Source organism: Stenotrophomonas sp. YJH_SMC_14-1, assembly GCF_059372275.1.
In genome coordinates this window covers 1-13,319 of sequence record NZ_JCAFVK010000009.1, presented here as the reverse complement: position 1 = coordinate 13,319, position 13,319 = coordinate 1, and the positions used below count along the sequence as shown (strand labels likewise).

12 protein-coding genes are annotated in these 13,319 nt (G+C 67.3%); 4 read left to right on the top strand and 8 right to left on the bottom strand.

Annotation, left to right across the window (positions count from 1 at the left end; all coding sequences use genetic code 11):
- Positions 1-34: 34 nt before the first annotated feature.
- The 6 genes from kdpC to pyrE all read right to left on the bottom strand — a co-directional run bounded on the left by kdpC (position 35) and on the right by pyrE (position 6,083).
- Positions 35-685, bottom strand: coding sequence for a potassium-transporting ATPase subunit KdpC (kdpC, locus tag AC5P9P_RS17045; protein ID WP_111108769.1), 651 nt, complete (start codon positions 683-685; stop codon positions 35-37).
- Positions 682-2,739, bottom strand: a complete 2,058-nt coding sequence (gene kdpB / locus AC5P9P_RS17040) for a potassium-transporting ATPase subunit KdpB (protein WP_049453639.1) — start codon at positions 2,737-2,739, stop codon at positions 682-684. Before kdpB ends, kdpC begins: the two co-directional genes overlap by 4 nt.
- A gap of 10 nt (positions 2,740-2,749) precedes the next feature.
- Entirely contained in the window at positions 2,750-4,459 is a 1,710-nt protein-coding gene (gene kdpA, locus AC5P9P_RS17035; protein WP_033835003.1) for a potassium-transporting ATPase subunit KdpA, read from the bottom strand.
- Between the two features lie 12 nt (positions 4,460-4,471).
- Positions 4,472-4,564, bottom strand: a complete 93-nt coding sequence (locus tag AC5P9P_RS17030; protein ID WP_005407770.1) for a potassium-transporting ATPase subunit F — start codon at positions 4,562-4,564, stop codon at positions 4,472-4,474.
- Between the two features lie 174 nt (positions 4,565-4,738).
- Positions 4,739-5,404, bottom strand: a complete 666-nt coding sequence (locus tag AC5P9P_RS17025; protein ID WP_049403462.1) for a hypothetical protein — start codon at positions 5,402-5,404, stop codon at positions 4,739-4,741.
- 19 nt (positions 5,405-5,423) lie between these two features.
- The gene (pyrE, locus tag AC5P9P_RS17020) at positions 5,424-6,083 is read right to left on the bottom strand and encodes an orotate phosphoribosyltransferase (RefSeq protein ID WP_005407772.1); all 660 of its coding nucleotides are present in this window, start codon (positions 6,081-6,083) and stop codon (positions 5,424-5,426) included.
- A gap of 162 nt (positions 6,084-6,245) precedes the next feature.
- On the opposite strand from pyrE, the gene AC5P9P_RS17015 reads away from it, so the two are divergent.
- From AC5P9P_RS17015 to AC5P9P_RS17005, 3 genes are all read left to right on the top strand, one after another.
- Positions 6,246-7,046, top strand: coding sequence for an exodeoxyribonuclease III (locus AC5P9P_RS17015; RefSeq protein WP_024956358.1), 801 nt, complete (start codon positions 6,246-6,248; stop codon positions 7,044-7,046).
- Complete coding sequence (locus tag AC5P9P_RS17010; RefSeq protein WP_005412009.1) at positions 7,043-8,416, top strand: AmpG family muropeptide MFS transporter; 1,374 nt, start codon at positions 7,043-7,045, stop codon at positions 8,414-8,416. The genes AC5P9P_RS17015 and AC5P9P_RS17010 overlap by 4 nt, the downstream gene beginning before the upstream one ends.
- A gap of 77 nt (positions 8,417-8,493) precedes the next feature.
- Positions 8,494-8,724 (top strand): hypothetical protein, encoded by a 231-nt coding sequence (locus AC5P9P_RS17005; protein WP_005407775.1) that lies wholly within the window; start codon positions 8,494-8,496, stop codon positions 8,722-8,724.
- 79 nt (positions 8,725-8,803) lie between these two features.
- On the opposite strand, the gene AC5P9P_RS17000 is transcribed toward AC5P9P_RS17005, so the two are convergent.
- Together AC5P9P_RS17000 and AC5P9P_RS16995 are read right to left on the bottom strand one after the other, a co-directional pair.
- Positions 8,804-9,931, bottom strand: coding sequence for an anhydro-N-acetylmuramic acid kinase (locus AC5P9P_RS17000; protein WP_088436400.1), 1,128 nt, complete (start codon positions 9,929-9,931; stop codon positions 8,804-8,806).
- A gap of 65 nt (positions 9,932-9,996) precedes the next feature.
- Positions 9,997-11,469, bottom strand: coding sequence for a M23 family metallopeptidase (locus AC5P9P_RS16995; RefSeq protein ID WP_005407777.1), 1,473 nt, complete (start codon positions 11,467-11,469; stop codon positions 9,997-9,999).
- A 167-nt stretch (positions 11,470-11,636) separates the two neighbouring features.
- Between AC5P9P_RS16995 and tyrS the strand changes: the two genes are divergently transcribed.
- The gene (gene tyrS, locus AC5P9P_RS16990; protein WP_005407778.1) at positions 11,637-12,848 is read left to right on the top strand and encodes a tyrosine--tRNA ligase; all 1,212 of its coding nucleotides are present in this window, start codon (positions 11,637-11,639) and stop codon (positions 12,846-12,848) included.
- Positions 12,849-13,319: the final 471 nt, after the last annotated feature.

Sequence of the window (13,319 nt, the reverse complement as noted above, 5' to 3'; positions counted from 1 at the left end):
GTGCCATTGTGCGCGCAGCCGGTGCAGGCTGGCATCACGGCGCCTTGGCCGCGTGGTCCAGCGCGAAGTTCAGCGTCACCACGTTCACCCGCGGCTGGCCGAACAGGCCCCACTGGCGACCTTCGGTATGCGCCTGCACCAGTGCCTGCACGCGTTCCACCGGCAGGCCACGGGCACGCGCCACGCGGGCTACCTGCAACTGCGCTGCAGCCGGTGACAGCTGAGGATCCAAGCCGCCGGCGGACTGGGTGACCAGGTCCGCAGGAACCTGCGCCGGGGCAACGCCTTCGCGTGCGGCCACCGCCGCGGTGCTGGCGGCAACACGCTCGGCCAGCGCCGGGTTGCTGCGCGCCATGTTGGAACCGGCTGCCGCCATCGGGTCGTAGTTGGCCGCCGACGGACGTGCCTGGAAGTAGCCGTCACCGGCGAACGGCTGCGACAGCCACGCCGAGCCGCGCACCTGGCCGCTGCCATCGCGCAGCAGGCTGCCCTCGGCCTGGGTCGGGTAGGCCAGGCCGGCGAAACCGGTGGCGATACCGGCGTAGACCGCACCGGCCAGCAGCAGGGTGGCCAGGCCCAGGCCGATCGCCGGGCGCCAGCTGGCGCCGTCCTGCAGGCTGGCCACGCAGGCCTCGGCCTTCGGTTCGCGGGACAGGGAAGTGGATTTGGAAGCAGAACGGTTCATGCGCCGAATACCAGGACAAGAAGGAGGTCGATCAGCTTGATCGCTGCGAACGGCAGCAGCACGCCGCCGAGGCCGTACACCAGCATGTTCCGGCGCAGCAGCGCCGTTGCGGTCGCCGGGCGGAAGCGCACGCCACGCAGGGCGAGCGGGATCAGGGCGGGAATCACCAGGGCGTTGAAGATCAGCGCCGCCAGCACCGCGTTGCGAGGGCTCGACAGCTGCATCACGTTCAGTGCGGCCATGGCCGGAACCGCAGCGGCAAACAGCGCCGGCAGGATCGCGAAGTACTTGGACACGTCGTTGGCCAGCGAGAAGGTGGTCAGCGCACCGCGGGTGATCAGCTGCTGCTTGCCTACTTCCACCACTGCCAGCAGCTTGGCCGGGTCCGAATCGAGGTCGACCATGTTGCCGGCCTCTTTCGCCGCCTGCGTACCGGAGTTCATCGCCAGGCCGATGTCGGCCTGGGCCAGTGCCGGGGCATCGTTGGTACCGTCACCGACCATCGCCACCAGGCGGCCACCGGCCTGCTCCTGGCGGATGCGTGCCAGCTTGTCTTCAGGGCGGGCCTCGGCGATGTAGTCGTCGACACCGGCTTCGGCAGCGATCGCGGCGGCGGTCAGCGGGTTGTCGCCGGTGATCATCACCGTGCGGATGCCCATCGCCCGCAGCTGCGCGAACTTCTCGCGCATGCCGTGCTTGACCACGTCCGACAGTTCGATCACGCCCAGCACGTGGCGGCCCTCGGCCACCACCAGCGGGGTGGCACCGTTGCGTGCGACCTGCTCGACGCGGCCGGCCAGTTCAGCCGGTACATTGCCGCCCAGCGCCTGTACGTGGGCACGGATCGCATCGGCGGCGCCCTTGCGGATCTGCCGCCCATGTTCAAGATCCACGCCGGACATGCGGGTCTGCGCACTGAACGCCAGGTACTCGGCGTGGTCCGGTTCGGCGGTGGCGCAGCCCTGTTCGCGCGCCAGGCGCACGATCGACTTGCCTTCCGGGGTCGGGTCGGCCAGCGAGGACAACAGCGCCGCTTCACGCAGCTGGCTGGCATCGATACCGGCCAACGGATGGAAGTGGCTGGCCTGGCGGTCGCCGTAGGTGATGGTGCCGGTCTTGTCCAGCAGCAGCACGTCCACGTCTCCCGCGACTTCCACCGCCTTGCCCGACTTGGCCAGCACGTTGGCGGCCAACGCGCGGTTCATGCCGGCGATGCCGATGGCCGGCAGCAGGCCGCCGATGGTGGTCGGGATCAGGCAGACCAGAAGTGCGATCAGCAGCAGCGGGTCAACCTGCACGCCTACCGCCGCGCCGATGGCCGGCAGCGTCGCCACCACCACCAGGAAGGTCAGCGTCATCGCCGCCAGCAGCAGGGTCAGTGCGATCTCGTTCGGCGTCTTCTGCCGGTTGGCGCCTTCCACCAGCGCGATCATCCGGTCCAGGAAGCTGTGGCCCGGCTCGGCGGTCACCCGCACGATGATTTGGTCGGACAGCACCTTGGTTCCGCCGATCACACCGGAACGGTCGGTACCGGCTTCGCGCAGCACCGGTGCCGATTCGCCGGTCACCGCTGCTTCGTTGATGGTGGCCAGGCCCTGCACGATCTCGCCATCGGCCGGTACCAGCTCACCGGCACTGACGATTACATGGTCGCCCGGGCGCAGCTCGGCGGCTGGCAGCTGGGTTTCCGCGGCACCCGGCTGCGGTGCGGCCAGGCGGCGCGCCACCAGGTCCTGGCGGGCGCGGCGCAGCGATGCGGCCTGGCCACGGCCACGTGCTTCGGCCACGGCTTCGGCGAAATTGCCGAACAGCACGGTCACCAGCAGGATCGCGGTCACCGCCAGGCCAAAGCCCAGCGGCGCATTGCCGGTCAGGGTGACGATCGCGGCCACGATCGTGCCGGCCATCACCACCGCCATCACCGGGCTGCGCACCAGATGCATCGGCGACAGCTTGCGCACTGCCTCGACCAGTGCGCGGCGCAGGCCTGCGCCATCCAGCAGGGCAGGGCGCGGTGCGAGGGAACTACGGGTTGAACTTGCGTGGGTACTCATTGCGGTGTCCTCAGTGCAGTCCCAGGCTCAGGTGGTCGGCGATCGGGCCGAGTACCAGCGCCGGCATGAACTGCAGCACGGTCAGGATGACGATCACCGAGACCAGGGTCAGGGCGAAGGTCGGCGTTTCGATCTGCAGGCTGCCGGCAGACTCCGGCGCCTGGCGCTTGGCAGCCAGCTGTGCGGCCACCACCAGCGGGATGATCAGCAGCGGGAAGCGGCCCAGCAGCAGCACCAGCGAGCAGCTCAGGTTCCACCACAGCGTGGCGTCACCCAGCCCTTCGAAGCCCGAACCGTTGTTGGCATAGGCCGAGACATACTCGTAGAACACCTGGCTGATGCCATGGAAGCCGGGATTGGAGGTGCCGGCCAGGCCGGGTACGGCCAGGGTGATCGCGGTGAACACCAGCAGGGTGATCGGCTGCAGCAGCACCAGCAGGGCCAGCAGGCGTACCTGTGGCGTCTCCAGCTTGCGGCCGAACAGTTCCGGCGTACGCCCGGTCATCAACCCGGCCAGGAACACGCCCAGCAGCAGGTACACGATGAACTGCTGCAGGCCGCAGCCGATGCCGCCCCAGATCGCGCTGACCAGCATGTTGACCATCGCGATGCCGCCACTGAGCGGCGCCAGCGAATCGTGCATGCCGTTGACCGAGCCGTTGGAGACCTGGGTGGTCACCGCCGCCCACAGCGCAGTGCCGTCGGCGCCGAAGCGCACTTCCTTGCCTTCCATCAGCAGCGGGGTGGCGGCGCTGGCGCTATGCCCTTCGCTCCACATCATCGCGCCGGTGGACAGCAGCGACATGCCCAGCATGCAGCTGAACACCAGGGCGCCGAAGCGGCGCCGGCCGGTGAACGCGCCGATCATGAAGATCACCGCCATCGGCACCAGCAGGATGCCGACGATCTCCAGCGCGTTCGACAGCGGGGTCGGGTTCTCCAGCGGGAAGCTGCTGTTCGGGCCGTACCAGCCGCCGCCGTTGGCGCCCAGCTGCTTGGCTGCGACCATCGCCGCCACCGGTCCCAACGGCAGTTTCTGTTCGGCCATGCCGGCGCTGGCATCGATCGGCGTGGCCTGTGGGCCACCGGCCATCGTCGACGGCACGCCCTGACTGGTCAGCACCAGCGTCCACACCAGGCACAGCGGCAGCAGGAAGCGCACGCACAGGCGCACCACGTCCACGTAGTAGTTGCCCACCGCCACCTGGCGGTCATCGCCGGCCCCGGTGGTCGCCGCAGCCTGCGGCGCACGCGAGAACAACGCGCGCAGCGTCGCCACCGCCAGCGCCAGGCCCATCATCGGCGTCACCACCTGCAGGCCGGTGATGCCGGTCATCTGCGAGAAGTAGGACAGCTGCGCCTGGCCCGAATAGTGCTGCTGGTTGGTGTTGGTCAGGAATGAGATCATCGTGTGCAGCGCGGTGTCCCAGCGCATGTTCGGGATCTGGTCCGGGTTCAACGGCAACCAGGCCTGGGTCATGAACACCGCCTGGGTCAGCACCGCGACCACCACGTTGCTCAGCACGAAGGCCAGCACATAGCCGCGCCAGGACATGGCGCGCGATGGATCGACGCCAAGCACCTTGTACAGCGGCTTCTCGATCCAATGGAACAGCACGTCGACCTTCATCGGCGTGCCGCGCATCACGCGCGCCAGGTACAGGCCCAGCGGCCACGCCAGCAGCAGGCTGGCGGCAATAATCACAAGCATCTCAGTCATGGCCGGCTCCGCTCAGAACGACTCGGGCCGCAGCACGACATAAAGGAGATAGGCGGCGGCAACCAGCACCAGCACGCCACACAACAACGACAGCCAGGGGGACATTGCAATAGCGTCCTGGTGGAACCCCTCCACCTCAGGCCGCCATCGTCGTCCTACCCCCCATAAACGCACTACGCGCCGGACCGGGCCGACGCGTAAAGAGTGCATAAATTCCGTGGGCCAACCCGTAACCAGGCCCGGGGTAGCGCCGGGCCATGCCCGGCGGAGGCCGCGCCGTCAGCCCGCCGGAGCGTCCGCCGGCACCAGCCCCTTCAGCTCGCGATAGCGCTGCAGGGTGCTGTCGATCTCGGCCTTCAACGCCTGCTGCTGCTGCACCAGCCCGGCCTGCAGGCGCTGCTGCGCCTGCAGCTGCGCATGCCGCTTGCGGATCGCCTCGGCCTGCTTGTCGACCACCTTGGCGCCGGCCAGCTCGCGGTCTCCCGCCGCCGACAGCAGCGCCACCAGCGACTCACGCAGGCTGGTGACGTTGTACTCGGCGGTCTTCAGGTTGTTGTCCAGCACTTCCTGGCGCTCGGCAAACACCCGGCGCAGGTCGGCCTCGCTGCCGTAGGTGGACAACATGGCCTGCTCGGTGCGCTGGCGGGTCTGCTCGGCCATCAGGTCCAGCTGTTGCTGCTGCGCAGCGGTGCTGGCAGCGGCACGCTCCTCGTCGGTCAACGCGCGCTGGACCTGCGCATTGCGCAGGCCCGTGCTCGCATTGAATTCCTCGCGGGCATGGTTGACCGCGTCGGCCGGCAGCGAATCACTGCAGATCCGCTCCTTGCCCTCGTTCCAGCAGTACAGCTTCTTTTCCGCCTTGCCGCTGTCGCGCGACTGCGCCGGTACGGTGAATGGCACGACCAGCAGCAGGCCGGCGAAGAGGACAGCAGGAACTCGGGACATGACCTTTCCCCTGGGTCGGTCAGCGGATCGAACGAACGCCGTACTGGGCCCGGTAGGCTTCCAGCGGCTGCCGGTAACCCACAAGTTCCGGGTTGCCGGAGGCGAAATCAAGCAGATCGGCCAGCGATGCCACGGCGATCACCGGGATACCGGCTTCTTCGGCCACCGACTGCGCGGCAGAACGGCGGTCGGTCTCCGAAGCGATCTCCTGGCGGTCCAGCGCCACCACGATGCCGGCCGGGGTGCCACCGGCGGCGCGGATGATGCCCAGCGCTTCGCGGATCGCCGTACCGGCGGTGATCACGTCGTCGACGATCAGCACGCGCTTGCCCTGCATGTCGGCGCCGATCAGCTGGCCACCCTCGCCATGGTCCTTGGCTTCCTTGCGGTTGAACGACAGCGGCAGGTCGCGGCCACGCTGGGCCAGCTCACAGGCCATCGCGGTGGCCAGCGGGATGCCCTTGTAGGCCGGGCCGAACACCACGTCGTACTTGATCCCGCTGGCATCGATGGCATCGGCATAGCACGCGCCGAGCTGGGACAGCAGCGAGCCGGAGTCGAAGCGCCCGGCGTTGAAGAAATAGGGGCTCAGCCGGCCGGACTTGAGGGTGAACTGGCCGAAGCGAAGGGCGTCGGCGGTCAGGGCCAACTGCAGGAAACGGTGGCGGTGGTCGCTCATCAAAACTCGATTCATCTTCATTTGGAGCACAAATCCTAATCCAGCTGGGCGTTTCGCGCTCGTCCGGCCCCGTGTGAAGGCGCTGGCGGGCCCACCCGGCGGACTGCGCAGCCCTGCAGTCAACCGGTATGCTTGCCCGGTTTCCCGCCGTAGGTCTTCCGCATGCGCATCATCAGTTTCAACGCCAATGGCATCCGTTCCGCCGCGACCAAGGGCTTCCTCGACTGGTTCCGTGCCCAGGATGCCGATGTCCTGTGCATCCAGGAAACCAAGGCCCAGGAAGACCAGCTGAGCGACCCGATGTTCCGCCCGGACGGCCACCACTGCTTCTACCGCGACGCCATTACCAAGAAGGGCTACAGCGGTGTGGCGATCTACAGCAAGCGCGAGCCGGACCAGGTCATCACTTCGCTGGGCTGGGCCCCGTTCGACGACGAAGGCCGCTACATCGAGGCACGCTACGGCAACCTCAGCGTGGTCTCCTTCTATATCCCGTCCGGCAGCTCGGGCGACCTGCGCCAGGGCTTCAAGTTCGAAGTGATGGAATGGCTGCGGCCGATCCTGGAGGAGTGGGCGCGCAGCGGCCGCGACTACGTGCTGTGCGGCGACTGGAACATCGTGCGTTCGGCGCTGGACATCAAGAACTGGAAGTCCAACCAGAAGAATTCCGGCTGCCTGCCGGAGGAACGCGACTGGCTCAACGCCCTCTGCGCCGACCACGGCCAGGCCACCGACGTCGCCGCCGGTCGCGGCTGGGCCGATGCCTACCGCCTGCTCAACCCCACCGGAGAGGACTACACCTGGTGGAGCAACCGCGGCGCCGCCCGTGCCAACAATGTCGGTTGGCGCATCGACTACCAGTTCATCACCCCGGGCCTGCGTGACCGCCTGCGAAGCTGCTCGATCTACCGCGACGAGCGTTTCTCCGACCACGCCCCGTTCACCGTGGACTACGACCTGTGACCGAGGCTGCCAAGCCGCGCCGACCGTGGCAGCAGGTGTTGTCCAACCTGAGCCAGCGCAAGGTGCTGGCGATGCTGCTGCTCGGCTTCAGTTCCGGCCTGCCGATCTATCTGGTGGGCAACACGCTCGGCTTCTGGATGCGCAAGGAAGGCATCGAGCTGAGTACGATCGGCTTCCTGTCATGGGTCGGGCTGGCCTACACCATGAAGTTCCTGTGGGCACCGATCGTCGACAAGACCGACGTGCCTCTGTTCGGCCGCTTTGGCCGCCGCCGTGGCTGGATGCTGCTGTCGCAGCTGGTTGTGGTGGTGGGCCTGGTCGGCATGGCGCTGGTCCAGCCCAAGGGGGGCCAGATCCAGTTCCTGGGTATCGCATGGCAGCACATCGTCGTGTTCGGCGTGATGGCTGTGATCGTGGCGTTTGCTTCGGCCACCCAGGACATCGTCATCGATGCCTGGCGCATTGAAAGTGCTGACAACAGCGAGCAGCTTGGACTGCTGACCTCATCCTCGGCACTGGGCTACCGCACTGCATTGCTGGTCACAGATGCGCTGATCCTGATCATCGCGGCCCGTGTCGGCTGGCAGGTTTCCTACGAGATCATGGCCGTGCTGATGGCGCTTGGCGTGGTGGCCGTGGTCATGGCCCGCGAACCCGCGCGGGAAGTGGCTGCCGTGCAGGCGCAGGCGACCTCGCTGTGGACACCGCGCGGATTGTTCGACGCCGTAGCCGGACCGTTCATCGCCTTCGTCCGCGAGCATCGCAGCGGCGCGATCCTGATCCTGGTGGCCATCAGCGTCTATCGCATGGCCGACTTCGTCATGGGACCGATGGCCAACCCGTTCTACGTCGATCTCGGCCTGGACGAGGACACCGTGGGCGCGGTGCGTGGTTCGGTCGGGCTGGTCGCGACCTTCGTCGGTATTGCCGCAGCGGGCCTGGTCTCGGTCCGCTGGGGGGTGCTGGCGGCGCTGATGGTAGGCGCTGTGCTGGGGCCGGCCTCCAACCTGGCGTTTGCCTGGCTGGCCTATTCCGGCCCGGACACAACCCATTTCGCCGTGGCCATGGCAATCGACAACTTCGCCAGCGGCTTCGCCGGTACGGCGCTGATCGCCTACATGTCGAGCCTGACCAGCATCGGATACACCGCAACCCAGTACGCACTGCTGAGTTCGTTCTACGCGATGCCCGGCAAGGCGCTCAAGGGGCTCTCGGGGTGGTCGGTACAGACGCTCGCACAGGGCCGGACGTTGCTGGAAGGCTACGCGCTGTTCTTCGTCGGTACCGCGCTGGTGGCGATCCCGGTGGTGATCCTCTGCGCCCTGCTGATCCTGCAGCAGCGCCGTCGCCAGGCCGCCGGCTCGACCTGATTGCCTGCCCGCCCGGTCTGCGGGATCATCGCCCCGACGCGCCGAGGGGGCGGTGCCTTGCGAACGGGGAAGTGAGCATGGCCGACGTTGTGCTGCGGGACCTGGACCCGCTGCTGCTGGAACGTATCAAACGCGTCGCGGTCGCCCGCGGCTGGACCCACGAACAGACCTGTGCCGCCTTGCTGGAGCAGGGCCTGTTCAGCAGTGAACTGGAAGTCCGCTCCGGCTTCGGCGATCCGGAAGTGGATGCCCTGTCCGATGCCATTGCCGCCCTGCAGGCCTTGCCCGCAGGGCAAGGCTTCGATTAGCGGCCGCGCCGCAATGCTGTAGAGCCTAGCCCACGCCCGGCTGCCCGGTAGATCCACGCCACGCGTGGATGGCGCCACCTCACGCCAGGTGGATCGCACCCAGGATCCGCGGGCCCTTAGCTCCGGTCACGCTTGGCAGGTTGCCGGCCAGCCCGTCCATCGTCCGCTGCGCCAGCCATGCAAAGCCCATTGCCTCCACGTACTCCGGGTCCAGCCCGTGCACGGCGCTGGATTCCACCTGCACGTCCGGCAGCCGCGCCGCCAGGCGCTTCATCAGCTGCCGGTTGCGTACCCCGCCGCCACAGACCAGCAGGCGGCGGGTCTGCGGCTGCTGCGCCAGCAGCGCGTCGGCCACCGTTGCCACGGTCAGCTCCAACAGGGTCGCCTGCACGTCGGCCGCCGCGTACTGGCCCTCGGCCATGTGCGCCTCGGCCCAGGCCAGGTGGAACTGCTCACGGCCGGTGCTCTTCGGCGGCGGCAGCGCGAACCACGGGTCCGAGCGCCAGCCCGCCAGCAGGCCCTCGTCCACCGCGCCGCTGGCGGCGTACGCGCCGTCGGCATCAAAGGTGCGGCCGGTGTGGCGCTGGCACCAGGCATCCATCAGCGCATTGGCCGGGCCGGTATCGAAGCCACGTACCGCACCTTCGCGCGGAATCAGGGTCAGGTTGGCGATACCGCCCAGATTGAGCACGGCGCGGTCTTCGTCGGTCGTGCCCAGCATGGCCAGGTGGAAGGCCGGCATCAGTGGCGCACCATGGCCCCCGGCCGCCACGTCGCGTCGGCGGAAGTCGGAGACCGTGGTGATCCCGGTCAATTCGGCGATGCGGTTGCCGTCGCCCAGCTGCACGGTGAAGGCGGGGTCGGCCAGCGGCCGGTGACGCACGGTCTGCCCATGCGAGCCGATCGCGCGCACCTGGCTGCGGTCCACGCCAGCCTCGGCCAGCAGCTGGTTGGCGGCCCCAGCGAAGCTGATCGCGATCCGGGCGTCCAGCTCGCCCAGCTCCTCCAGCGAATCCAGTGGACCACCTTCGCCCAGCGCCACCAGCCGTGCACGCAGCACCGGCTCCCAGCGGGCGGTCAGGCCGTGCACGAAGCGGCAGCCTCCGCCGGCAGGAAACTGCACCAGCGCGGCATCGATGCCGTCGGCACTGGTGCCCGACATCAGGCCAAGGTACAGGGGGGCGTCAGTGTCGGCAGTCGTGTTCATGGCGGGCATAAAAAAAGGACGCGGCAAGCTTGTGCTGCCGCGTCCTTCTTCGTCAACGCAGGGGCTCAGCCGCGCTTGCGGCCGGTGCTGCTCTTGTCCTTGGCGCTGGCCACCTCGGGGGCGGCCTCGTCGCGGCTGGTCGGTGCCGGGCTGGCATCGGCGTAGATCAGCTTCTCCATGCCCTGGATGCGGGCCATCGCCGGCGCGGTCTGCGCGCGGAAGGCGACCAGCTCGGCGCCCTTCAGCGGCTCCGGCGGCGGCATGGTCACGGTCAGCGGGTTGCGGTGCTCGCCGTTGACGCGGAATTCGTAGTGCAGGTGCGGGCCGGTGGCCAGGCCGGTCGAGCCGACATAACCGATCACCGTGCCCTGGGCCACCCGCTGGCCGGTCTTGATGTTCGCAAAGCGCGACATGTGCCCATACAGGGTCGTGTGGCCACGGCCGTGGTCGAGGATCACCACGTTGCCGTAACCGCGCTGCACGCCGGCGAACTGCACGCGGGCGTCGCCGGCGGCCATGATCGGGGTGCCGGTGCGCGCGGCGTAGTCCACGCCCTTGTGCATGCGCATCTTGCCCAGCACGGGGTGCTTGCGCGCACCGAAGGTCGAGCTCAGCCGCGCGAACGGGATCGGCATGCGGATGAAGCTCTTCTTCAGCGAACGGCCGTTGATGTCGTAGTACTCGGACTTGCCGTTGCGGTCGAAGCGGAAGCCGGAATAGGTCTTGCCACCGGTGGTGAACGTCGCCGCCAGAATCTTGCTGGTGTCCACCTTCTCGCCTTCGCGCCAGGTTTCATCCATCACCACGCTGAAGCGGTCGCCCGGCTGCAGGTCCTTTGAGAAGTCGATGTCGTACTTGAAGATGTCGTCGGTCATCGTCGCGATCGCCGACGGCGACAGCCCGGCGCGGCGGGCCGCGGCATACAGCGAGCTGGTGATCTCGCCACTGGTGACCACCGTGCGCGTGGAGGTCTCGCGCTTGGTCACCTTCTCCTTGATGTCGTCACCTGCCAGGCTCAGCTCCACCCGGTTGTCGGCATCGCGGTCGAAGCGGATGCTGCGCAGGTCGCCGGACAGGGGCATGTCGAAGGCGATCTCGGCGCCCGGGCGAAGCTTGGTCAGCGCCTCGCGCGCCCCCGGGTGGTCCAGTACCCGGTGCAGGGTGGTCGCCGGGATACCGGCCTTGTCGAACAGATCGCTCAGGGTCTGGCCGCGTTCCACGCGCAGCACCTGCCAGCTGTCACCGGGCACCTGCTGCTGGCGGGCCATGGCCAGCGGCGGCAACGGCAGTGCCAGGCTGGTATGGCTGTCGGCAAAGGGGGCGTCGATGGTGTGCGAGAAGCCCGGCACGATCGTCGCCACCAGGGCGCCGATGGTCGCGAACAGGCTGGCATGCATCCAATGGCGCCGGGTCCAGCGCTCGTTGAAGGCCGCGGGAAGATGTTGCCTGAGCTTCCGATGCAGGGCGTTGTCGTGCAGGACGTGGAGGCGTTCCTGGAAGCGCTGCTTGCGTGCGCGCCCTTGTTCGGAATTGTGCATCGGCGGTTTTTTCCTGGTGGCCCGGGAGCGGGGGCCTGATCGCCGGTTACCATAGACACCTGAGAAAACCGCGTCAAACCCTTGTGCCCATTGGCTTTTGTGAAGCCAATCGGGTTAACTTTGCTTTAACACCCCACACAAGAATCGGCGTTGCCGGGAGTAGTCACGTGTCCTCGATTGAAGAAGCCCTTGCCCAGATCGGCCGTGGTGCCGACGAGATCCTCAAGCTCGAGGATCTGCGTGCGCGCCTGCAGGAGGGCCGCCCGCTGCGGATCAAGGCCGGCTTCGACCCCACCGCGCCCGACCTGCACCTAGGCCACACGGTGCTGCTGAACAAGATGCGCCAGTTCCAGGACCTCGGCCACCAGGTCATTTTCCTGATCGGCGACTTCACCGGCATGATCGGCGACCCGTCCGGCAAGAGCCTCACCCGCAAGCCGCTCAGCCGCGAGGACGTGCTGGCCAACGCGCGTACCTATGAGGAGCAGGTGTTCAAGGTGCTGGACCGCAGCCGTACCGAAGTCCGCTTCAACTCGGAGTGGTTCGGCAAGATGGGCGCGGCCGACATGATCCGCCTGGCCGGCCAGCACACCGTGGCACGCATGCTCGAGCGCGACGATTTCGCCAAGCGCTACGCCGCCCAGCAGTCCATCGCCATCCATGAGTTCCTGTACCCGCTGGTGCAGGGCTACGACTCCGTGGCCCTGGAGGCCGACGTGGAGCTGGGCGGTACCGACCAGAAGTTCAACCTGCTGATGGGCCGTGGCCTGCAGGAGCATCACGGCCAGAAGCCGCAGGTGGTGCTGACCATGCCGCTGTTGGAGGGCCTGGACGGCGTCAACAAGATGTCCAAGTCGCTGGGCAACTACATTGGCATCAGCGAACCGGCCATCGACATCGTCACCAAGACCATGAAGGTGGACGACACCCTGATGTGGCGCTGGATCGAGCTGCTGTCCTTCGACATCAGCCAGGCCGAAGCCGTGCAGCTGCGCGAGCAGGTGGCCAATGGCGGCCTGAACCCGCGCGTGGTCAAGCTGCGCCTGGCGCGTGAACTGGCGACCCGCTTCCACGACGCCGCAGCGGCCGAGCAGGCGATCGCCGGCTGGGAAGCGGCGGTGACCGGGCAGGGCGACATCACCCAGCTGCCGCTGCAGGACGTGGCGATCCCGGTCGAAGGCCTGCGTATTGCTGCGCTGCTGACCGCGGCCGGCCTGACCCCGAGCAACTCCGAAGCCAACCGCAAGCTCAAGGAGCGCGCAGTCAAGGTGGATGGCGAAGTGGTCGAAGACGGCCAGCAGGTGCTGCAGCCGGGCTTCGAAGGCCTGTTGCAGGTCGGCAAGCGTACGTTTGCCCGCGTGCGCCTGGTTGCTGCCTGAGACAAAGGAAGGGCCGGCGCTAGCCGGCCCTTCCTTGTGCTCTTGTAGAGCCAAGCCCACGCTTGGCTGCTCTTCGCGGGAACCTACCGCAGCGCGCCGGATGAACGGATGCAACATCCGGTGAAAAAAATCGCCACACCCCCTTCACAAACGATGGGAATAGGGACATACTTCTCCTCCCCCGTCGCAGGGGTCGCCACCAAGGGGCTTCAGCGACAACAGGGCGCCCACTACCGCCGAACGAGATGATCGAACGAAGGTGTTGACGGACTGAAAAAGTCTGGCATAATGGGGGGCTCGCTACGAAGGAAACTTCGCAGCACACGGGAGCGGCGCTGAGGCCACTTCCCTCGATCTTTGAAAGTATGCGCAGGTATCTTGTGAAGGCGCCTGCAGGAAGGATGATTGTCCATCTTGCAGACGTTTGATCAAGCAACTATTAATTGTTTTAAAGCAAGCGATACGTTGCCA

Excerpts from the sequence above, each read along its gene's own strand:
- kdpC (WP_111108769.1), bottom strand. The coding sequence starts at position 685 with ATGAACCGTTCTGCTTCCAAATCCACTTCCCTGTCCCGCGAACCGAAG.
- kdpB (WP_049453639.1), bottom strand. The coding sequence starts at position 2,739 with ATGAGTACCCACGCAAGTTCAACCCGTAGTTCCCTCGCACCGCGCCCT.
- kdpA (WP_033835003.1), bottom strand. The coding sequence starts at position 4,459 with ATGACTGAGATGCTTGTGATTATTGCCGCCAGCCTGCTGCTGGCGTGG.
- AC5P9P_RS17030 (WP_005407770.1), bottom strand. The coding sequence starts at position 4,564 with ATGTCCCCCTGGCTGTCGTTGTTGTGTGGCGTGCTGGTGCTGGTTGCC.
- AC5P9P_RS17025 (WP_049403462.1), bottom strand. The coding sequence starts at position 5,404 with ATGTCCCGAGTTCCTGCTGTCCTCTTCGCCGGCCTGCTGCTGGTCGTG.
- pyrE (WP_005407772.1), bottom strand. The coding sequence starts at position 6,083 with ATGAGCGACCACCGCCACCGTTTCCTGCAGTTGGCCCTGACCGCCGAC.
- AC5P9P_RS17015 (WP_024956358.1), top strand. The coding sequence starts at position 6,246 with ATGCGCATCATCAGTTTCAACGCCAATGGCATCCGTTCCGCCGCGACC.
- AC5P9P_RS17005 (WP_005407775.1), top strand. The coding sequence starts at position 8,494 with ATGGCCGACGTTGTGCTGCGGGACCTGGACCCGCTGCTGCTGGAACGT.
- AC5P9P_RS17000 (WP_088436400.1), bottom strand. The coding sequence starts at position 9,931 with ATGAACACGACTGCCGACACTGACGCCCCCCTGTACCTTGGCCTGATG.
- AC5P9P_RS16995 (WP_005407777.1), bottom strand. The coding sequence starts at position 11,469 with ATGCACAATTCCGAACAAGGGCGCGCACGCAAGCAGCGCTTCCAGGAA.